We start from the raw sequence: 20,800 nt of genomic DNA, 5'->3' as shown, positions 1-20,800 counted from the left end.
ACAACTGATGTGAGGAACGTAATTAGGACCGAAGCCTTGGCTTTTGGTGTGTAGCCACCATTCCTCATTAGGGTTAACTTGCCTTTGCTGTCTATAAGATTCATAATGAATGCATCTTATAGAGTGAAATATCCCACCATGCATATCACACGTTACACTGATTATTCCCTACGAGTTCTGATCTATTTAGCGATCAACAACCAATCTCTTAGCACCATCGGCGACATTGCTAACAGTTATGGTATTTCTAAAAACCATTTAATGAAGATCGTTCAGCAACTCAACCTCAAAGGACATCTGATCGCCACAAGAGGAAAAAATGGTGGTTTGAAACTCAGTTGCCATCCAAGTCAGATCAACATAGGTACGTTAGTTCGAGAGTTAGAAGACAAACGTAACTTGGTTGAATGTTTTGGCGAGGATAATAGCTGTGTCATTACACCAAATTGCCAATTGAAAACTATCTTTGCTGAAGCTCAAGAGTGTTTTTACAAAAGCTTAGACGCTTATAGCTTACAAGATCTCCTTGGCGAAGGACACAGCTACAAGCTAGGGCAACTCTTGGCGGTTGAAGTTATTTAAAGTAAGCAAGTTTTGTTTACTCACTAGGTTTACGATGATGAAAAATTTAAATCAAAACCCCAACAATGGCGTTTCAATGACGGCATTTTTCGAACTCGCGTTTCGACCGTTTTTTTTGTTTGCATCACTTTTTAGTATTGCAGCATTAGTTGGTTGGGCTGCTTTTTGGAATGGCAGCGCAACCTTAAATGTTTATGGCGGTGCAATGTGGTGGCATATTCATGAAATGTTGTTTGGTTTTGCAGCCACTGTTGTGGTTGGTTTTTTGCTGACGGCCGTACAAAATTGGACGGGTGTCCGCAGTATTAACGGACGTGGGTTAATGATACTTCTGGCTCTATGGTTGTGTGCGAGAATAGCCATGTTCCTACCTGAGGTTCTAAGCCCTTGGCTGGTGGCTGTACTCGATTTACTGTTTTTACCGATCGCTGTAATTTATCTTGCCCACAATATTGTCAGTGTGAAGCTTTGGCGAAATCTGTTGTTCATTCCTATTCTGCTGCTTATGACCTTTGCCAATGCTGCGATGCACTATGGTGTTCTATTTCAGCAGCCACTCTTAATGTCACAAGCTAGCACAAGCATGGTGCTGTTGGTGACTCTAGTCATGTGCATTATGGGTGGACGAGTTTTTCCTATGTTTACCGCTAATGGCACACAGACACCACGAACCCCTGCATTACCATGGCTTGAAAAGCTGAGCATCGTGAGCACGATTTTCGCCGTTGTGTTGAGCTTTCAGATACTTCCAGTTCCACAAAGTCTCGTTGCTTTCGTGTTTATTGCCAGTGGCTTGGCAAATGCGATTAGGGCAGTAAGGTGGAAAATATGGGTTGCTTTTAAGACTCCTCTCGTGTGGTCTTTACACTTAAGCTACTGGGCCATTTCGTTAGGATTGGTCTTGTATGGCGTTTCGATCATTTCACCATTGGTCACGCAATCACAAGCGATTCATGCCTTAACCGTTGGTGGAATGGGAGTGATGATCTTATCAATGATCTCACGTGTCTCTCTAGGACATACCGGTCGAACTATCGCGATTGGTAAAATAATGACTGCGGCGTTAATCGCCATTGTTTTTGCCTTTTTTGTACGAGTGTTTGGCGGGTACTTTACCCATAATATTGTTTATATCATTACCTTATCCAGTGCTCTGTGGGTTGTCGCGTACAGTTGTTTCGTTGTGTTGTACTTACCAATTTTAATAAAACCAAAAGCTTAAATTACTACAAGTTGCGAATGTTCAATATTGATGACTTTAAAGTTGCATTTAAAATGCATCTTTAATACTATGTCTGCAGTGAATGACTTAAACACAATCAAAGAGAGTATGATTATGAGCTGTTGTGGCGGATGTGGTGGTTCAAACCACGAAGAAAAAGCAAATGAAGCTGAACAAAAGAAACAAGCAGAGCAGCAAGAGACTAAGCAAGAAAACGCTTAATTAAAGTAGCGCTCAAGCCAAATTTAGAAATCCAGAGACTTAGATGAAGCCTCTGGATTTTTTTATTTTTATGGATTTATGATGAGTGCCTGAAACAAGCCTAAACACTATTCGAGCCTGCAGTGAATTCTGACTCTCTAGCGAGTAACTGTACCCAATTGGCATGCACCACCAGTCTAGTCATATTGAATGAACGCGCTGTGCAGATAAGTTTGGTCTAAGGTATGTATCGATGACTGGAGTGCGGAGAGAATATAAATTGAGCTAGCTAGTGATATTCAAACAGCTATAGAGTCATAGCTGGGCTTTAAACGTTCAGAATGATTTCAATTAAGTAACCAAACAATCTGTCTTTGGGGGAATAGTTGAATATTAAACTTTAGATTCGATTTACGCTAGATGCAAAAAAGCCGCTGATTTCTCAGCGGCTTTCTTTAATGTGGTGGAGGGATAGGGATTTGAACCCTAGAACCGCTATTAACGGTTGCCGGTTTTCAAGACCGGTGCTTTCGACCACTCAGCCATCCCTCCATTGGCGTGCATAATATAAGGGGGAGAGTGCCTTGTAAACCCTTAATTATCATAATCTTGTTTGGTTGCTTGTTTTCTAGTCATTAGCTGCAATAAAAAAGGGAAGCCATTAGCTTCCCTTTTCTGTTTGATGACTATTTAATCATTTTTTGTGTAGAAACGCTGTAGCTCAGTCAGGCCTTGCATTAATACTGGTAAGCGAGGGCTTACATCTTTTAGGCGTTTGTAGTTTTGGTCATACAACTTGTAGTTACCAAATTTATCTAACACAGTGGTTTGCTGCTCGGTAACAAGGGCAAGTTCACGTGAGTCACCCGCGAGAATCCACTTTCTTTTACGCTCATTAAACAGGCTGCGACCGCTACTGAAATCTGTTGGGTTTGAAGATACGCCCAATAGCTCTTGCATCAACGTTACGGACACGTCTAAATGACTAGAACGGTGAGTGTATTCAGAAGCAGACTTACCAGGCCAGCTGATAAACAGTGGCACTTGTAACTGATAACGACTGTAGTTGGAGTTTGCGCCCCAGCTGTTGGTCTTAGTTTCGTTAAACTCGCTACCGTGATTAGAGGTAATGATAACCACCGTGTTGTCGGTTAGCTCTAAGCGTTCCAGTTCAGCGTAGATTGTTGCTAGCTGAGCATCGGCTGCTTGAGCAGACTTTTGATAGTCTGCAGCAAAACGTTCTGCTGTCGTTAACGTTGAATCTGACTCTGAACTCGAATCGTAGCTAGAGAAGTTATCCAGCGTGGTCAGCTCAATGAAGTTAAACCAAGGACGTTTAGCTTGTGGTGATTGAATCCAGTTAGACCAAGCTTGTATCGCGCTTTTGTCATCATAAGTTGCTTGCTCTGGTATAACATCACGGCCTCGGAAGATGATTTCCGAGTAAAGTGCATCGTCAAAGTTGTCGCCACTGAAAGCCGCAAACTTATAATTGTGATTATCTAAAACGTCCAACAGTACTGCACTTGAACCCTGAGCTTCGATGCTGCTTGCGTAGCTGCTTGGAAGGCCATAGAACAAACCGAAGATACCAAACATGTCGTTACTTGAACTGTAGTGATTGGTGAAGTTGATCGATTGTTGTGCGTAGGTAGAGCTGTTTGGCATCGCTGTGGCATTAAGTGCATCAGAGCGAAGGTTGTTTACACTCACCATCAGGATATTAAGATCATCACTGCGGCGGTTGTATTGAATTTTTTCGAGCGGGTAGCTAACTAAGTTTACGTTCTCTTTGTTGGCTTCTAAACGCTGTAAATATTCTTCACGGTCTAATAGGCCATGTTTTTCCATAAAGCTTTTCGCTGTCATTGGGTATGACAGTGGGAAGTTCGCTTTCTGGCTAGTAATTGGGTTGTAGAAATACGCATCAGCCCACATGTAAGTCAAGTGGCTGCTGATGAAACACAAGAAGAAGACGGCAGTAATCGGACGGCCAATGTGTTTATGAGACAGTTTACGTTGCTTACGCCAAACCCACTCAGACAGACCTAGCTGTAATAAGAAGATAAGTGGCATAACAATGAAGAGGTGTTGCAAATCAGATGTGAATGCAGACTCCTCTCCACTGAATAAAACCTCCCACACGACAGGTGTCAGGTGGAGGTTTATATTTTGATACGTTTGGGTATCAATCAGTAGGACAGTTAGACCTATGGTTGCAAAGCAAACGGCAACCAAACGTAATAACTTCCTCGACGGAAGAATAAAAGTGAGCGGAAACAGCACTAATAGATAAAGCGCGAATACTAAAAACCCGAAATGACCAACCCAAGATGCAGCCAAATAAAATTGACCCAATAGGGTTTCTGGCCAAGCAGATTGAGTAATATAACGAGTACCAATCAACATCGCAGCAATGATGTTGAAAAATGCAAACCAGTGACCCCAACCAACAAGTCGAGATACGCGATCGCTATATGAGTTTGCGCTGTCTACCATTTATAATTCTTTTATCCGTCAATCAAATTTAGTGAGACTTTTTATCTTCAAGAGAAGAGATTAAAGCTTCGGCAAATTTTTCAGCAATTCCTTTGCGTTGTGAAGCAGCAACATTCTGATTTAAGACATTGGTTGCGATATTTCCAGCGATCATCAGTGAAAGTTCTGGTGAAGCTTTGTGCTTAGTGAGTACAGCACCTACTTCAGCTAGGATTTTTTCAACTTGATCATCTGTGTATTTAGATATAATCGGCATAAGGACTCTAATAATGATAGTAAAAGCGGCTTATGATAACCTACTATGCACGACAACTGAAACCTGAACGGTAATATTTTCACTATGAGCCTTCACCTTTCCAACGTAATTTTACACCAGCTGAGCAAGAACGATCAGGATGAACTGATTGTTAACTATCGTGCTGAATCTCTAGAGAACGATGCTTCATCTGAAAGCCTAGTTGCTGAACTTCACCGTGTTTTTAATTCAAAAGCAGGTAAAGGGTTTGGTTCTTTCAAATCCGACAGCGAATTCCAGCAGTCGTTGCATGAATTTCGAGCGGGAGAGCAAAGTTTCTATGATTTCTCTCAAAAAAGTGCGCTACGTCTAAAAGATGAGTTATCGAAATACCCATTTGCTGACGAAGGCACTTTGGTACTCGCTGAATACCAATCACTGGCGACAGACTACCTTTTCATCGGTTTACTGCCTTCGAATCAAAGTTTGAAAGTGACTGAAGGGTTAGACATCAGTGCGACTGATTACCTTGATATCTCAAAGATGGATATTGTGGCGCGCCTTGACCTTTCAACATACGACACAGACAAAGAGTCAAACCGTTACTTAACTTACATTAAAGGACGTGTTGGCCGTAAAGTCGCGGATTTCTTCTTAGATTTCTTACAAGCTGAAGTCGGTTTGGATGCGAAACAGCAAAACCAAGTACTGATGCAAGCGGTAGAAGATTTCGTTTCAGACTCTAAGTTAGAAAAAGAAGAAGCGATCAGCTATAAAAAGCAGGTTGCGGATTACTGTAACGAACAGCTAAAAGCGGGCGATGAAGTTCAAGTTCGTGAACTTTCTGGAGAACTGCCAGCAAGCACTGATGGTACAAGCTTCTTTGACTATACTAGTGAGCAAGGCTACGAGTTAGAAGACAGTTTCCCCGCTGATCGCGCAACTATGCGTAAACTAACAAAATTTGTTGGTGCTGGTGGCGGTTTGAATGTTAGTTTTGATAGTCTGCTTCTAGGCGAACGTATCTTTTACGATCCGGAGACAGACACGCTAACGATTAAAGGCACTCCACCGAACTTACGTGACCAACTGACTCGCAATAAGTCATAGTCCGAAGTTAATGAGTAAAAGCGGCAGCAAGATGTTGTCGCTTGTTTTGTGCTTAGTCTTTTAGCAAGTGTCATGGCTTCAAGTTAACACGCACAAGGAATATAGATGGAACAATCAGTAGCAAAGCCCAAACGCTTTAAAAAACCGGCCACTTTCTTGGTTGTGCTCTTGGCTCTGTGGCTACTTCCTTCATTGGCTCTCCTTAATCTAAGCCGTTCCTACACCAATTCTCTTGCTCAAATTGAAGAACTCGGTATTCGCGTCAATGAATTGAGGCAATCGCTTTATTTCTCTGAGCCGCTGCGAGTCTCTCGTATCAATGAGTTAGCACTTGATGCTCAGTTGGTTTATTCGATCCGACTGCAGATTGAATCTGATTTTCAACACGCCTTGTTTCGTCCTGATGCGAATCAACTGCTTTACGTAGCCGATCAGTTCCTAGAAAAGTTTGATGAGTTCATCCCGATAGAAAGCCAGGTTCAAGACATCGTTGACAATATTAAGATACTGCGCGCTGATAAAGAGCTTTCCCCTAAACTAAAACCGCTACTCAATGAATTCGGCGTTGTTGTCTTTGAAGCGATGTATTCTGACAATCAAAGCTCGTCAGCGACTTATCGTGCGTTTGATTCCATTCTAGAAAAATCATATTCATTAAAAACTGAAGAGCAAGACGCACTGCAACAGTTATTGGCTGATGCCTCAGCGTTGTTGAGTGATTACGCTCAGCTCAATTATTTAGTCGATAAAATCAAGAAAAACTCGGTGAATGAACAGATCATTAAACTTGAAGCTGAGTTCCATGACCGTCAGTTTAACCTATTGTTAGTGATGCTAGGTTTAAGCTTGGTAACGATGATCACATTAGTGTTGTGGGGCGTTAGATCGAGAAAATTGATTCAACAAACAGACAAAGAACTGAGTCCTGAACCAGTAGCCGATTCAAGTAAGGAAAATGCTCTCTCTGCGGTGAGACAACCAACTAATGACCCTTCCGTATTGAAGATTACGCCAACGAGCAAACATTCCGACCTTCAAGCTCAAGAGGGCATTAACGTAGCAAGCCAGGAAATTGTTCAGCAGAACACAGAGGAAGCTCCAGTGGCAGAGAAACACATTGCAAGTGTCACTGATTCAAAGCCTGCGATTGATATTGAAGACATGCTAGAAACGCTTGATGGTGATGCTGAGTCTGTCGAATTGCTACTTGGCGTCTTTGTACAAGATCACGCTGATGATTACACGAAGTTCAAATCTCTTCTCACTAAAGATGAAACCTCTGCTGCTCGTATTGTACATAGCTTAAAAGGTGTGGCAGGCAGTATCAAAGCGTCTCGATTAGCGATCATTGCAGCAACTATTGAAATGACAATGAAACAGTCGAGAGCGATCAGTGAACACGATTTAGAAGAACTAGAGGCGGCAATAAAAGCCTCTATAGATGCTGCGTTTGAATATTTAGATAAGCAGCGTTAACTTTTGTAGGAATTTTGACAATACTCTGACGAAGTGCTCATACAATCCGCGCCCTTAGTCTTTGTCAGAGGTTTACATGTTACGATTTTCGAGTCGACGTTGGATGGTGTTGGTGCTTAGTATTGCGCTAAGTGGTTGTTCTCTATTAGAAGTTAAGTTAGATACTCAGACGACGCCTCTCACTCAACAAGAGCTGAATGCTCGAATCATGACGCGTGAATACGCCAAGATGTTTTTTATGCGAGTAGAAGACTCTGCCGATCTCATTGCTCAATCTTACCCTGCTGATGACACCTTACATCAATCTTATGTCTTGCTTTGGAAGATCCATGCGGAGCAGGGCTTACAACAAGCGGCTTATCAAACTTCACCGATGTCTGCCTTAATCGACTCGTGGGTGTTCACTGTCCAAATGAATCAGTTTTATCGCCAAGGCGATGGTGCGAATCTGTTCGCGACGGATCATGCGGTAGAGACTGCTCGTTTTTTTGATCAAGAAGCAGAAAAACTGGCAAAGGGTGTATTGAGCTCGAGTGATTTCAAGAACAGCAAAGTGTTCGTTGCGCAGTTTGCTGCTAGCCACCCATTTAAAGACCTCACATTCAGAATCACCCCCGCTTACCGTGAATGGCTGAACTATCTAGGTAAAGACGAGTCGCAAATTGTCCAGAGCTTAGGCACCATGCCAGAAGCAATGAGTGACGCATCCGATCGTTTAAGTTTGATGGCTGACCAGACGCCTAAACTAATGTCTTGGAAAGCGGAGCTGGTTGCTTTAAACAGCTCGCTAACGGGTGAAGACCTGTCTATGACATTAGAAAGTCTTCGTCAAACGTCAGCAAGCATGCAAGACTTCATCGAGAACAACCCTGAGTACATGCAAACACTGGCTTCTATTATGTCGACAGAAATGCAGCCATTGCTCAATGACCTTAGCGATAAAACCGACCAGAAATTAGCGATGCTCACTGAAGAGCGTGTGGCGTTAGAAAAAATGGTGACACGTGAAAGAGAAGCTCTGGTAGAGATGATTGCGAAAGAGCGCATTGAGATTGCAGGTATCGTGACTTCAGAGAGGGAGTTGTTTACGCAAGACCTTGACCGCGTATCTCAAGAGGTGGTGGTACTTGCTATTGATAAACTGATGGAGTTAATCAAAGGTGTGATTATCTACTTCATCCTGTTTATCTTAGTGGTGTTCTTTGCACCGTTAGGCATCGGTTACTGGCTGGGTAAGCGAACCATAAATAGATAAATAGATGAACCAGTAGATTAAAAAAGAGCGCTCTAGGGCGCTCTTTTTGCATTTATATCATTAACGTTTTTGTGCTTACTTTCTAAAACTCTGAGGCATTAACTTATGCTTGCTGCTTAGTAAGCTCTGCCGCTTCTTCAGTTTCAACGGCTGGTGCTGTTGGTTCACACTTATCAACGAACCAACCCATGTAAGAGGTAACGATAGTCACGATGATACAGATGAAGCTTAGCCACATGAACGGTGCGTAAGATAGCGTTGCAACGCCTAGAATACTCGCCATGTAGATACCGTTATCACTCCAAGGAACCATACCTGACGTTAACGTGCCACCAAACTCAGCATTACGAGATAGGTTCTTACGTTTGTAGCCCAAGCGGTCGTAGTTCTTCGCACAGATTTTTGGCGTAAGGATTAACGATACGTACATCGCAGAACCGAACACGTTACCCATGAAAGCCGTACCAATTGTGCTCGTAGCTAGAGAACCTGCGCTGTTTACACGGCGCTCGAACACTTTAGCAATTGTCTCTAGTACGCCCACTTTATCCAGTAAGCCACCAAAACCTAGACCAAATACGATAACCGCAACCGAACCAAGCATTGAAGACATGCCGCCACGGTTAAGAATCGAATCAATAAACTCTACGCCAGATGAGATAGAGAACGGTGCCCAAGCAGTGTTGAATGCCGTTAGGAAATCGATCTCTTGGATCATGACTGCCCAGATAATACCAAGCAGAGAACCAAAGCTGATTACTGGGAATGAAGGCATACGGAAAGCCAACAGGCCAAGCACGATAAGTACAGGAACGAATGAGTAAGGCGTGATGTAGAACTGAACTTCCATTGCTTTGATGACAGAATCTACTTGGCTCATGTCAACATTACCAGCGTAGTGGAAACCAAACGCAGTAAACATGATTCCAGTAATAATGTAGCTGATTAGCGCAACAGGCAGCATGCCTTTGATGTGTTCAACCACTTCGACACCAGACATTGAAGAAGCCAGAATCACTGAATCAGAAAGTGGAGACATCTTGTCACCGAAGTAACAGCCTGATAGCACCGCACCCGCTGTAATTGGTGCTGGAACACCTAAGCCTTGGCCAATACCCATCATCGCGATGCCTGCAGTACCCGCAGCACCCCAAGACGTACCGGTCGCCAATGCGGTTAGAGAACAGATGATCATGGTCGCTAAAAGGAAGATAGAAGGGTGGATAGCTTTCAGACCATAGTAAATGATAGTAGGTACGATCCCGCCTGAGATCCAAGTACCAACAAGAGCGCCAACGGCTAAAAGTATTAAAACCGCGCCTAAGCCATTGGATATTCCTTTGAGTGCTGCTTTTTCTAAGTCTTTGTATTCGTGGCCAAGACGAATACCAAGAACCATGATAATGAACCAACCAATATACAAGGCAAGTTGAATTGGAAGGTCAAGCTTTGCTGTAAAGGAAAAAGCAAGGGATAGAAATAGTCCTAACGCGATGAATACCTGTAATAGGTTCGGTAGGCGAGTTTTACTCTGCTTCATAAAAGCCTCTTGTTAATTCGAGCATTTATAGTGCTTCGTTATAGTGTGTGGTGCAAAACGGACACTACAGTAATTAGTTTATTATATCGAAAAAATACGCCCAAGTTGTGATATTTGACTGTTAACTCAATCAATTGTGGTTTCATAATCTGAAATTTTGTTAAATTCATGATTGTTACATGTTGAAGTTTGTCGCACGTTGTTTTCGTTTTGTAAAATATAATTCTGATTAACCTTGGTTTGAAAGAGGGATTTACTGTTTGTGATGGGTGTCGATTCAAGCGGTTTTGGCGATGTAAATGTTTGAATTTGACGATAATGGGTGCTTTAACAATGGTCCAGACATTGAATGTCGATACAGAGATAACTGCACGATTCATTACGTTCACTTAAAAGAAACGAAAAAGTTACACTTTTTGACAAAAAGCGCTTGAGTTCTGTTTCTGAAAAACTTATAGATGGGGGAGAGCAATTTTTAATTTATACATGGAGAGTGAGCGATGAGAGTAGGTCTAGTTGGTTGGCGCGGTATGGTTGGTTCTGTACTAATGCAACGTATGGTTGAAGAGAAAGACTTCGACTTGATTGAGCCTGTTTATTACAGCACATCTCAGATTGGTATTCCTGCCCCTGTTCTAGGTGGTAAAGATGCGGGTCTACTTCAAGACGCTTTTGATATTGATAGCCTAAAACAGCTTGATGCTGTGATTACCTGTCAAGGCGGCGATTACACATCAAAAGTATACCCAGCATTGCGTCAAGCAGGTTGGAAAGGTTACTGGATTGATGCGGCTTCTACCTTACGTATGGACGCTGATTCAATCATCACTCTTGATCCTGTTAACTTGGCTCAAATCCAGCAAGGCATTCACGGCGGTACTAACACTTTCGTTGGTGGTAACTGTACTGTGAGCTTAATGCTTATGGCTTTGGGTGGCCTTTACGAGAAAGGTATGGTCGAGTGGATGAGTGCCATGACTTACCAAGCGGCTTCTGGTGCCGGTGCTAAGAACATGCGTGAACTGATCTCACAAATGGGTGTGATCAACGATAGCGTAAGTTCAGAGCTAGCAAACCCTTCAAGTTCCATCCTTGATATTGATAAAAAAGTCGCTGATACCATTCGTTCATCTTCATTCCCAACAGACCAATTTGGTGCTCCGCTTGCGGGCTCACTAATCCCTTGGATCGATGTGAAGCGTGAAAATGGTCAAAGCAAAGAAGAATGGAAAGCAGGTGTTGAAGCGAACAAGATTCTTGGCCTAGATGGTCAGCCAATCCCGATTGATGGTACTTGTGTACGAATCGGTGCAATGCGTTGTCATGCTCAAGCACTAACAATCAAGCTTAAGCAAGACGTGCCAATGGACGAGATCGAAGAGATCATAGCGACGCACAATGATTGGGTTAAAGTGGTTCCTAATGACCGTGACATCACGGCACAGGAGCTAACACCAGCGAAAGTAACAGGTACTATGTCTGTACCAGTAGGTCGTCTGCGTAAGATGTCTATGGGTAACGACTTCCTGAACGCGTTCACTGTCGGTGACCAATTACTTTGGGGTGCTGCAGAACCACTACGTCGTACTTTGCGCATTATCCTTGCTGAGAAAGCGTAATAGGCAAGATTGCTTAAATTCTATTAGCTGATAAACCGAAAGGGTTGACGATAAACGTCAACCCTTTTTAGTTTATTGATATCTCGTGATTCGGCCCTCGAAACTGTCCTTAAATCTCTTCGCATCTCGCTACTCGAATCTCGTGTCTGCTTTTATTTCTCGTCGGTGACGACACGCTTGTCTGGGTCTGCCAATTCACTCGCACAGTGTTTGCAATACATGGCATCCGAATCATGGCCAGCGCGGTTGCAGTTCGGGCACTTAACCAACTCTTTGTGTGAGTTCATTTCATTACTGAGTTCTGCGGTAATGATACCCGTTGGGACGGCTAGGATAGAGTAACCCAATAGCATGGTAAGCGAAGCGATCGCTTTACCTAACGCGGTTTGAGGGATCATGTCACCGTAGCCAACCGTGGTGATGGTTACGATTGCCCAATAAATACTGTGGGGAATACTGGTGAAGCCGTTTTCTGGTCCTTCAATAACAAAGATCAGAGCGCCGAAGATAACGACCAAAATACCCACTGTACTGAAGAAGATCAGTATCTTTCGTCGTGCCATCAATAGTGAGCGCAACAAGATATTGGAATCTTGCAGGTAGCGAACCAGTTTTAGGATTCGGAAGATACGCATCACACGCAGCAGTCTCACCACCCCCATAAATGAAGCGCCAGGGAAGATGATCGCCAGATAGGTTGGAAGAATCGCCAATAGGTCAACGACACCATAAAAGCTGGTGGCATAAGATTTTGGTTTCGGAGAGCAATAGAGCCTTAATAAATACTCAAGAGTGAAGAGGGCTGTAAAGGTGTATTCGATATAACGCAGCTGCTGTGACCATTCGGTCATCACATTAGGGATGGACTCTAAGATCAGAACCAACAGCGAAGCCAAGATTGCAACGATCAGAGAGATATCAAATGCACGTCCGGCTGGCGTGTGAGTACCAAAGATAATGACGTACAAATGATGCTTGAGTGGCTTGCGTGACATAAGGAAAGATTCATCTTCTGTTAAATGCATTAACAATCATTATACAAGCTTCATAATAACGAGGCGAGTGAAAGCCCAATTGCTTTACTCGCCTCATCTATCGTTCAGTAGTGGTTGCCCTTTTTAGAGCAACTGAAATACCGTTAAATGTTATGCCAAACCTGGGAACAGGTTACGTAGACCATTAGCGATGAACTCGATGCCCAATGCACCAAGAATCAAGCCCATGATACGAGTGATAACGTTGATACCGGTTTGACCTAAAAAGCGAACGATAACCGGCGCTGAACGGAACAGAAGCCAAGAGCACGTTGCAAACGCGATGATACTAATGCCGATTCCTACGGTATCAATGGCTGCAGGATAGCGAGAACCATAAACAATGGTCGAGCTGATTGCACCCGGGCCTGCCATTAGCGGCATAGCCAGTGGAACAACACCGATTTGTTCTTTGCTGATGTATTCAGATTTCTCTTGTTTGTTCTGTTTATCTTCACCGAGCTTACCGCTCATCATCGAAAATGCGATGCTCAGCAATAGCAAACCACCTGCAACACGAAATGAATCTAGCGAGATGCTAAACATATCAAGCAGCATTTGCCCCGCAACAAGCGACACAATCAGGATAACGGCAACAGCTATGTTTGCTTGTAAGGCTGTCCTGTTCCTCTCTTCTGGCGGCATATGAGCAGTAAGAGAAACAAAAACAGGCATGATGCCGATAGGGTTTACGGCAGCAACAAGCCCAAGGAAGAATTGCATAAAAATTGCGAGTTCTAAGCCTTGCATGAGAGCGGTCTCCAGTTAGCGTACTTAAAGTTGAAGTGTTGATCTGTGAATAGTCAGAGCGCGTAATGTAAGGGACAAACTCAATTTGCACGAATGAAAAAAACTAACCTGAAATAGGGGATTTTTTTTAGAAAAACTAATTGAATCTCACTTTTGTATTCGCCTTGTTGAAAGCTAGTTGTTAGTGTTTCATTTTGTAACTTGTTATTGAGTAACTGTTAACCATCGCACGAATTTAATAAAAATTATGTCAGAATCTAGCCGCTGCAACGGTATGGATATACTCTCAGTAGCACGAATATAGCTGTATACATGTAATTTAATGGACTAAAAATGAAACTTTTTTACAGTTTATGACGCTATGTAGAAAAAAGTTGTCTGTTTGCTTGTTTTTTGCGCTAACGGAAAGTGTGATTTAAATCTATGTAAATCATGCTCTTAAGTTAATTTTTGCGATTGTCTTACTACTTTCTGGTTAATTCTTTTTGGGTAACTGATCTGGGTCAATTTTTTTCACACAGTGAAATAATATACTCAGTCCTGAAAGCAATTTACTAAGAACGCTGATGTTTAAGGTTAAAGGCAAGCAGCGAATTTAATAAAAAGTTTTTAATATTTATTATTTTAGGAGATCCACCATGCCTGTAACTAACTTAGCGGAACTTGATGCTCTAGTAGCTCGCGTTAAAGCAGCACAAGAAGAGTTTGCAACATTCTCTCAAGAGAAAGTAGACGCAATCTTCCGTGCAGCTTCTCTTGCTGCTAACCACGCTCGTATCCCACTTGCACAACAAGCAGTTGCTGAATCTGGAATGGGTATTGTTGAAGATAAGGTTATCAAAAACCACTTTGCATCTGAATTTATCTACAACAAATACAAAGACGAAAAAACATGTGGTATCTTAGAAGAAGATGACAGCCTAGGCACAATGACTATCGCTGAGCCTGTAGGTATCATCTGTGGTATCGTTCCAACAACGAACCCAACTTCTACAGCAATCTTCAAATCTCTAATCTCTCTTAAGACACGTAACGGCATCATCTTCTCGCCACACCCACGTGCAAAGAACTCTACTAACGACGCTGCTAAACTTGTTTTAGATGCGGCTGTTAAAGCGGGCGCACCAAAAGACATCATCGGTTGGATCGACCAACCATCTGTAGAGCTTTCTAACGCGCTTATGAAGCACGACGGTATCGCGCTTATCCTAGCTACTGGTGGTCCAGGCATGGTTAAAGCAGCATACTCTTCTGGTAAGCCTGCTATCGGTGTTGGCGCTGGTAACGTTCCTGTTGTTATCGATGAAACAGCTGACATCAAACGTGCTGTAGCATCTATTCTTATGTCTAAAACATTCGATAACGGCGTAGTATGTGCTTCTGAGCAAGCTGCAATCGTAGTTAGCGAAGTATATGACGAAGTTAAAGAGCGTTTTGCTTCTCACAAAGCTCACGTTCTATCTAAAACTGACGCAGATAAAGTACGTAAAGTTCTTCTTATCGACGGCAACCTAAACGCTAAAATCGTAGGTCAACCTGCTCCAGCAATCGCTGAAATGGCGGGTGTTAAAGTTCCTGCTGATACTAAAGTTCTTGTAGGTGAAGGTCTTGGTAAAGTTTCTTACGATGACGAGTTCGCTCACGAGAAACTGTCTCCAACTCTAGGTCTATTCCGCGCAGACGATTTCGAAGACGCTGTTGCTCAAGCGGTAACGATGGTTGAAATCGGCGGTATCGGTCACACGTCTGGTCTTTACACTAACCAAGACGTAAACGCAGATCGTATTCGTTACTTCGGTGACAAGATGAAGACGGCTCGTATCCTAATCAACATCCCTACTACTCACGGTGGTATCGGTGACCTGTACAACTTCAACGTTGCACCTTCTCTAACTCTTGGTTGTGGTTCATGGGGTGGTAACTCTATCTCTGAGAACGTAGGTCCTAAGCACCTTATCAACAAGAAAACTGTAGCGAAGCGAGCTGAAAATATGTTGTGGCACAAACTACCTAAGTCTATCTACTTCCGTCGTGGCAGCCTTCCAATCGCAATGAGCGACCTAGAAGGTAAGAAACGAGCATTCCTAGTAACTGACCGTTTCTTGTTCAACAACGGTTACGCAGACGACGTAGTACAAATCCTGAAAGCACAGGGTATTGAAGTTCAAGTATTCTTCGATGTAGAAGCGGATCCAACATTGTCTGTTGTTGAGAAAGGCGCTGAAGCAATGAAGAGCTTCCAACCTGACGTAATCCTTGCTCTAGGTGGCGGTTCTCCAATGGATGCTGCTAAGATCATGTGGGTTATGTACGAGCACCCAGAAACTCACTTTGAAGAACTTGCAATGCGCTTTATGGATATCCGTAAACGTATCTACAAGTTCCCTAAAATGGGTAAAAAAGCTGAGCTTGTATGTATCACTACAACTTCAGGTACGGGTTCAGAAGTTACGCCTTTCGCCGTTGTTACTGACGACAAGACTGGTGCTAAATACCCACTAGCGGATTACGAAATCACGCCAAACATGGCTGTTGTTGATGCTAACCTAGTAATGAACATGCCTAAGTCTCTAACAGCGTTCGGTGGTTACGATGCCGTAACTCACGCTCTTGAAGCATACGTATCAGTTCTTGCGAACGAATACTCTGATGGTCAAGCTCTACAAGCTCTTAAGATGCTTAAAGAATACCTACCATCAAGCTACAAAAACGGTTCAGCAGACCCAATCGCTCGTGAGAAAGTACACAACGCTGCAACGATTGCTGGTATTGCCTTTGCGAACGCATTCCTAGGTGTGTGTCACTCAATGGCTCACAAAATTGGTGCTGAGTTCCACCTACCACACGGTCTTGCTAACGCACTACTTATCTCAAACGTTGTACGTTACAACGCGAACGATAACCCAACTAAGCAAACTGCATTCTCTCAGTACGACCGCCCACAAGCACGTCGTCGTTACGCTGAAGTTGCTGACCACCTAGGCCTAAGCCAAGCTGGTGACCGTACTGCTCAGAAGATTGAACGTCTACTAACTTGGTTAGAAGAGCTTAAGAACGACCTAGACATCCCACTATCAATCCAAGCTGCGGGTGTTAACGAGTCTGACTTTATCGCGAAACTAGACGAGCTAGCTGTTGAAGCGTTCGATGACCAGTGTACAGGTGCTAACCCACGTTACCCACTAATCACTGAGCTAAAAGAAGTACTAACAACGTCTTACTTCGGTACTCCTTACGTTGAAGGTGAAACTTTCGAAGGCACTACAGTGATTCTTAAGAAAGCTGACCAAAAGCCAGCTGACGCGAAAGCGGCAAAAGCTAAAAAAGAAAAAGCTAACGCATAATAAGTAAGCATTAGTTTTGAGATAAGTTTTCGCTAGCACGAACCTTATCTATCGGGAAAAGATCAAAGCCCTAGTCGAGAGACTGGGGCTTTTTTTATGTTTACTGCCTGCTCTACGCGGCTTGAAAGGCTAGACTTACGTCACTCGATTAGAAATGAATGGCTCAAATGTGCTTGGCATCGGGGAAGAACTAAACCTCAGCAGCTACCACTCGCCCACTAAAGTAATCATTAGAGACGATGTATTCCGTTGTTCTGGTCAGTTCATCTTGCAACTGAGCCCAGTGGCATCGGTTGAGTTTGCCATCGGAGTTATGGACTGCAGGGACAACACCGCCGACTCGAATACCAAATGGAGTCAGTTCTTTGGCCCAGCTATGGGTAAAGCCAGTGATCATTGAATTCGCACTCTCTAAGCCGGACACGTCATGGAAATCATCGTGAGAGATCACATTCACAATAACGCCTTCTTTATCCTCCTCTCGTAATCTCTCGGCACTGATTTGCCCAAATGCGAAAAGAGTCGTAGCCATAGAAGAAAGATCATTGATAAAGCTACTGACAGGCTGATCGCCAATTAGGCTTGGCATCGGAGAGCTTATCCAATTATTGACCAGTACATCGGGCGTAGTGTTGAAGGTGGTTTGAATAAAATCAAACACACTGAGAATTGCTTGGTTGTCATTACTTTTGAGCGTGTAGTGGTAAACCGAGTCAGAAAAACGAGCACATTGTAAATAGGTCGCTTGAAGTGCTTCCGTGTCTTTATCACAAAGGATGACTGTGGCTCCAAGGTTAACAAAGTGGTTCGCAATCGTCCCTCCGAGTCGCGAGCCTGCAGATGTCACCAATATGATTGAGCTTTTTATTTCCATCCCAGCACCTAAATAAATCGTCCATGTCGGATAAGGATGGGTTAAATTTCATACAATGGGTGTGAAGAGGTTCAAACTAAGGCGTGCCAATTGATAAGTTTTTATGAACTTAGTGGCAGCTCACATTTCGCAGTAACTTCAAGTAGTAATCGACAACTCGCATTTCATGTTCACCCAAGACTGGTGGTTCATATCACGCATGTGAATGATTTGAAATGCGCGAACTAATCAAGAATAGCAGTGGATAGAGAACGAAAAAGAGGAAAGGTAAGTGACCGCTATACTTGAGCTTGAATTTGGTACTGACGCTGAGCAGTTGATAGTTCATTGTAGAGCGTAGCAAGTGGCAAATCAGGAACCTGTTTGTTTGCCAATTTACGTCGGTCATGACCAGAAAGGTTTTGGTAAACCTCTTCGGGTAAGTCGGCTGTATCTTCAGGCATGAAGGCAAGCGCTTCCGGTTTCAAGTAATGGCTGAGTTTTGCGCTGGCAAGGCTAGCTTGATGAAAATGATTAGATTGCTGAGCTGAAATTTCATACGAAGATTGGTTCGAACGCAGCTGCTGCGGTTCTGCAACGCCGAAGTGTTTACGCAGGCGATCTTCAGTTGTCTCTGTGACTTCAATGGTGTCAATCGGCGTGCAATCACGAACGTCATTAGAAAACATAGACAACAGCAACGCGAAATCTGCACGGCGACCTTGCTCAACCGCTTGGCTGATCCCGATGCCGAACTTCAGTTCGTTGATGATTCCTGATTTGTCTAAAGTATGTATTTGCATGCTGCCTCTCATTGGATACACCTTTAACGGCATGGAGCCGGCAAACTTTAGTGTTTAATTACAGGCAAATAGAGAATTTATGCAGGGTGGGGAAGAGTGATAGGAGTTGGTCGAGAAGTAAGCTCTCTGGTTAATAGGTTAATAGGTTAATAGGTTAATAGGTTAATAGGTTAATAGGCTAAGAAAGGTCTAGATTTTGTGGAATACGATAGATACAAAAAAGCTCACGCCGAGGCATGAGCTTTCAATAGATAACTCGCTATAAATAGCGCAGCGTAAGTAATAATTACTTAGCTAGGTTCTCTTCTACGAAAGACCAGTTTACTAGGTTCCAGAATGCAGCCATGTAGTCAGGGCGAACATTGCGGAAATCGATGTAGTAAGCGTGTTCCCATAGGTCAACAGTTAGAAGTGGAGTAACACCTTCTTCTGTTAGAGGAGTAGCAGCGTTAGAAGTGTTAACGATGTCTAGAGAACCGTCAGCTTTCTTAACTAACCAAGTCCAAGAAGAACCGAAGTTGTTGATTGCTGAATCAGTGAATTTCGCTTTGAATTCTTCGAAAGAACCGAATGCAGCGTTGATAGCTTCTGCAGCAGCGCCAGTTGGTTCGCCGCCTGCTTTAGGAGCAAGACAGTGCCAGTAGAACGTGTGGTTCCAGATTTGAGCAGCGTTATTGAAAACACCACCAGTAGAAGTCTTAACGATCTCTTCTAGTGTTTTGCCTTCAAACTCAGTACCTGGGATAAGACCGTTTAGCTTAACAACGTAAGTGTTGTGGTGCTTACCGTGGTGGAAATCTAGCGTTTCTGCTGAGATGTGTGGTTCTAGCGCGTCTTTCGCGTAAGGAAGAGCCGGTAGTTCAAATGCCATTGCTCAATTCTCCATTGATATGAAAGAGTTAACTCTTTCGATTGCTTCCAGTGATATTATTATTCATGGTTCGCTTTACAGCCAACCATGGTCAATTTGCTGACTTGCGATATAGTTTAGCAAGTTTTTACTTTATTAAAAGCTTAATTCATCACTTTTGTGTGAATTGTTAGCTTAGCTCGTAAACCGCTTTTTTTATATGGTTTTTATTCTTTTGGTTTGGGGTAGAATAAAGGCAATAAAAGCCGTAATCCATTAACGAGGAAGCAATGGAAACTATCGATAAAATCAAACAGCAAATTGAAGAAAACACCATTCTACTTTACATGAAAGGTTCTCCTAAGCTGCCAAGCTGTGGTTTTTCTTCTCAAGCATCTCAAGCTCTAATGGCATGTGGTGAAAAATTTGCTTACGTAGATATCCTACAAAACCCTGACATCCGTGCAGAGCTTCCAGCTTACGCACAATGGCCAACGTTCCCACAACTTTGGGTTGACGGTGAGCTGATCGGTGGTTGTGACATCATTCTTGAGATGTTCCAAAAAGGCGAACTTCAGCCAATCGTTAAAGAAGCGGCTGCTAAAGTAGCTGGCGACGACGCTGAGTAAGCTTTAAGCCTTTGCGCTTAAATATTGAATGGAAGGGGCCCTTAATGAGGCTCCTTTTTTGTTTGAATGGTTTGAAAGACTCGATAAGGAATGAACAATGGACGTAAAACTTCATTATGTGCATGACCCAATGTGCAGTTGGTGCTGGGGTTATAAGCCAACATTAGAACTCTTAAAACAGCAGCTACCTGCGAGTATTGAGTTTAACTACGTAGTCGGTGGTTTGGCCCCTGATTCTGAAGATCCAATGTCAGAAGAGATGAAAGGTAAGCTGCAAGCTATCTGGAAGCAGATTGAAGCTAAGTTGGGTACTGAGTTCAACCACGAATTTTGGACTGAATGCCAACCAGTTCGCAGCACTTACCCTGCTTGTCGTGCCGTGATCGCTGCTGGTTTTCAAGACCATTACGAAGCGATGCTTGAAGCAATTCAACACGCTTACTATCTTCGTGCGATGTTGCCACACAGCCAAGAAACGCATTTGCAGTTAGCTGAAGAGCTAGGGATGAATGTACAACAGTTTGAAAATGATCTTTCTAGTAAGTTATTGGAAAGTGAATTAGATGACCAGTTAGGCTTTAAAGAAGCGATGGGCGTACATTCTTACCCGACGTTAATGCTTGAAGTGAACGGTATCTTTAGTGAAGTTGAGTTAGATTACCAATCGACTGAAGCGACGCTTAAGTCGATTCGTGAAGTGCTTGTGAACAACGCTCCCGCTGCATAATCCTGCGAGAGTTGTCTGTATTAATGCAAATTATTTCCAAGGCTTACTCATCAGAGTAAGCCTTTTTTGTT

Annotated in this window: 16 protein-coding genes, 1 tRNA gene and 2 pseudogenes; 10 read left to right on the top strand and 9 right to left on the bottom strand. The window is 43.2% G+C overall.

Annotated features, from left to right (window positions below):
* Window positions 1–138: 138 nt before the first annotated feature.
* Entirely contained in the window at window positions 139–582 is a 444-nt protein-coding gene (locus tag AC3CH4_RS10675; RefSeq protein WP_004734067.1) for an RrF2 family transcriptional regulator, read from the top strand.
* A 37-nt stretch (window positions 583–619) separates the two neighbouring features.
* Window positions 620–1,804, top strand: coding sequence for an NnrS family protein (locus AC3CH4_RS10670; protein ID WP_488542938.1), 1,185 nt, complete (start codon window positions 620–622; stop codon window positions 1,802–1,804).
* 662 nt (window positions 1,805–2,466) lie between these two features.
* Here the strand turns inward: AC3CH4_RS10670 and AC3CH4_RS10665 are convergent.
* The 3 genes from AC3CH4_RS10665 to AC3CH4_RS10655 form a co-directional block, all read right to left on the bottom strand.
* Window positions 2,467–2,557: transfer RNA gene (locus AC3CH4_RS10665), tRNA-Ser, on the bottom strand.
* Window positions 2,558–2,695: 138 nt separating this feature from the next.
* Complete coding sequence (locus AC3CH4_RS10660) at window positions 2,696–4,504, bottom strand: DUF3413 domain-containing protein (RefSeq protein WP_488542937.1); 1,809 nt, start codon at window positions 4,502–4,504, stop codon at window positions 2,696–2,698.
* A gap of 28 nt (window positions 4,505–4,532) precedes the next feature.
* Window positions 4,533–4,760 (bottom strand): YejL family protein, encoded by a 228-nt coding sequence (locus tag AC3CH4_RS10655; RefSeq protein WP_004734063.1) that lies wholly within the window; start codon window positions 4,758–4,760, stop codon window positions 4,533–4,535.
* A gap of 84 nt (window positions 4,761–4,844) precedes the next feature.
* On the opposite strand from AC3CH4_RS10655, the gene yejK reads away from it, so the two are divergent.
* From yejK to AC3CH4_RS10635, 4 genes and pseudogenes are all read left to right on the top strand, one after another.
* Complete coding sequence (gene yejK / locus AC3CH4_RS10650; protein ID WP_017079528.1) at window positions 4,845–5,849, top strand: nucleoid-associated protein YejK; 1,005 nt, start codon at window positions 4,845–4,847, stop codon at window positions 5,847–5,849.
* 105 nt (window positions 5,850–5,954) lie between these two features.
* A pseudogene (locus tag AC3CH4_RS10645) lies at window positions 5,955–6,744 on the top strand (Hpt domain-containing protein); the annotation flags it as partial.
* 185 nt (window positions 6,745–6,929) lie between these two features.
* A pseudogene (locus AC3CH4_RS10640) lies at window positions 6,930–7,325 on the top strand (Hpt domain-containing protein); the annotation flags it as partial.
* 76 nt (window positions 7,326–7,401) lie between these two features.
* Window positions 7,402–8,580, top strand: a complete 1,179-nt coding sequence (locus AC3CH4_RS10635; protein WP_488542936.1) for a chemotaxis protein — start codon at window positions 7,402–7,404, stop codon at window positions 8,578–8,580.
* A 103-nt stretch (window positions 8,581–8,683) separates the two neighbouring features.
* Here AC3CH4_RS10635 and nhaC read toward each other — a convergent pair whose 3' ends face one another.
* Complete coding sequence (gene nhaC / locus AC3CH4_RS10630; protein ID WP_017079531.1) at window positions 8,684–10,120, bottom strand: Na+/H+ antiporter NhaC; 1,437 nt, start codon at window positions 10,118–10,120, stop codon at window positions 8,684–8,686.
* A gap of 500 nt (window positions 10,121–10,620) precedes the next feature.
* Here nhaC and asd point away from each other — a divergent pair, with 500 nt between their 5' ends.
* The gene (gene asd / locus AC3CH4_RS10625; RefSeq protein WP_017079532.1) at window positions 10,621–11,739 is read left to right on the top strand and encodes an aspartate-semialdehyde dehydrogenase; all 1,119 of its coding nucleotides are present in this window, start codon (window positions 10,621–10,623) and stop codon (window positions 11,737–11,739) included.
* A 152-nt stretch (window positions 11,740–11,891) separates the two neighbouring features.
* On the opposite strand, the gene AC3CH4_RS10620 is transcribed toward asd, so the two are convergent.
* Together AC3CH4_RS10620 and AC3CH4_RS10615 are read right to left on the bottom strand one after the other, a co-directional pair.
* On the bottom strand, window positions 11,892–12,734 hold the full coding sequence (locus AC3CH4_RS10620) for an ion transporter (RefSeq protein ID WP_026012221.1): 843 nt from the start codon (window positions 12,732–12,734) through the stop codon (window positions 11,892–11,894).
* Between the two features lie 150 nt (window positions 12,735–12,884).
* A complete protein-coding gene (locus AC3CH4_RS10615; protein ID WP_004734056.1) occupies window positions 12,885–13,523 on the bottom strand; it encodes a YchE family NAAT transporter in 639 nt (212 codons plus the stop codon).
* Window positions 13,524–14,161: 638 nt separating this feature from the next.
* On the opposite strand from AC3CH4_RS10615, the gene adhE reads away from it, so the two are divergent.
* The gene (gene adhE / locus AC3CH4_RS10610; RefSeq protein ID WP_054547228.1) at window positions 14,162–16,867 is read left to right on the top strand and encodes a bifunctional acetaldehyde-CoA/alcohol dehydrogenase; all 2,706 of its coding nucleotides are present in this window, start codon (window positions 14,162–14,164) and stop codon (window positions 16,865–16,867) included.
* A gap of 190 nt (window positions 16,868–17,057) precedes the next feature.
* On the opposite strand, the gene AC3CH4_RS10605 is transcribed toward adhE, so the two are convergent.
* The 3 genes from AC3CH4_RS10605 to sodB form a co-directional block, all read right to left on the bottom strand.
* The gene (locus AC3CH4_RS10605) at window positions 17,058–17,741 is read right to left on the bottom strand and encodes an SDR family oxidoreductase (RefSeq protein WP_054547229.1); all 684 of its coding nucleotides are present in this window, start codon (window positions 17,739–17,741) and stop codon (window positions 17,058–17,060) included.
* Window positions 17,742–18,019: 278 nt separating this feature from the next.
* Window positions 18,020–18,523 (bottom strand): VC2046/SO_2500 family protein, encoded by a 504-nt coding sequence (locus AC3CH4_RS10600; RefSeq protein WP_488542935.1) that lies wholly within the window; start codon window positions 18,521–18,523, stop codon window positions 18,020–18,022.
* A gap of 286 nt (window positions 18,524–18,809) precedes the next feature.
* Window positions 18,810–19,394, bottom strand: a complete 585-nt coding sequence (gene sodB / locus AC3CH4_RS10595) for a superoxide dismutase [Fe] (RefSeq protein ID WP_488542934.1) — start codon at window positions 19,392–19,394, stop codon at window positions 18,810–18,812.
* Window positions 19,395–19,663: 269 nt separating this feature from the next.
* Between sodB and AC3CH4_RS10590 the strand changes: the two genes are divergently transcribed.
* On the top strand, window positions 19,664–20,002 hold the full coding sequence (locus AC3CH4_RS10590; protein ID WP_017076187.1) for a Grx4 family monothiol glutaredoxin: 339 nt from the start codon (window positions 19,664–19,666) through the stop codon (window positions 20,000–20,002).
* Between the two features lie 97 nt (window positions 20,003–20,099).
* A complete protein-coding gene (locus AC3CH4_RS10585) occupies window positions 20,100–20,729 on the top strand; it encodes a DsbA family protein (RefSeq protein ID WP_054547231.1) in 630 nt (209 codons plus the stop codon).
* Window positions 20,730–20,800: the final 71 nt, after the last annotated feature.

Source organism: Vibrio sp. QJM3NY_26 (assembly GCF_057786005.1).
The sequence above is the reverse complement of the archived record's forward strand: the minus strand, read 5'-3'. Positions and strand labels throughout refer to the sequence as shown.

Coding starts and splice junctions, on each gene's coding strand:
- AC3CH4_RS10590 (WP_017076187.1), top strand. CDS start 19,664: ATGGAAACTATCGATAAAATCAAACAGCAAATTGAAGAAAACACCATT.
- yejK (WP_017079528.1), top strand. CDS start 4,845: ATGAGCCTTCACCTTTCCAACGTAATTTTACACCAGCTGAGCAAGAAC.
- asd (WP_017079532.1), top strand. CDS start 10,621: ATGAGAGTAGGTCTAGTTGGTTGGCGCGGTATGGTTGGTTCTGTACTA.
- AC3CH4_RS10585 (WP_054547231.1), top strand. CDS start 20,100: ATGGACGTAAAACTTCATTATGTGCATGACCCAATGTGCAGTTGGTGC.
- AC3CH4_RS10615 (WP_004734056.1), bottom strand. CDS start 13,523: ATGCAAGGCTTAGAACTCGCAATTTTTATGCAATTCTTCCTTGGGCTT.
- AC3CH4_RS10605 (WP_054547229.1), bottom strand. CDS start 17,741: ATGGAAATAAAAAGCTCAATCATATTGGTGACATCTGCAGGCTCGCGA.
- sodB (WP_488542934.1), bottom strand. CDS start 19,394: ATGGCATTTGAACTACCGGCTCTTCCTTACGCGAAAGACGCGCTAGAA.
- AC3CH4_RS10670 (WP_488542938.1), top strand. CDS start 620: ATGAAAAATTTAAATCAAAACCCCAACAATGGCGTTTCAATGACGGCA.
- AC3CH4_RS10660 (WP_488542937.1), bottom strand. CDS start 4,504: ATGGTAGACAGCGCAAACTCATATAGCGATCGCGTATCTCGACTTGTT.
- AC3CH4_RS10635 (WP_488542936.1), top strand. CDS start 7,402: ATGTTACGATTTTCGAGTCGACGTTGGATGGTGTTGGTGCTTAGTATT.
- AC3CH4_RS10655 (WP_004734063.1), bottom strand. CDS start 4,760: ATGCCGATTATATCTAAATACACAGATGATCAAGTTGAAAAAATCCTA.
- AC3CH4_RS10620 (WP_026012221.1), bottom strand. CDS start 12,734: ATGTCACGCAAGCCACTCAAGCATCATTTGTACGTCATTATCTTTGGT.
- nhaC (WP_017079531.1), bottom strand. CDS start 10,120: ATGAAGCAGAGTAAAACTCGCCTACCGAACCTATTACAGGTATTCATC.
- AC3CH4_RS10600 (WP_488542935.1), bottom strand. CDS start 18,523: ATGCAAATACATACTTTAGACAAATCAGGAATCATCAACGAACTGAAG.
- adhE (WP_054547228.1), top strand. CDS start 14,162: ATGCCTGTAACTAACTTAGCGGAACTTGATGCTCTAGTAGCTCGCGTT.
- AC3CH4_RS10675 (WP_004734067.1), top strand. CDS start 139: ATGCATATCACACGTTACACTGATTATTCCCTACGAGTTCTGATCTAT.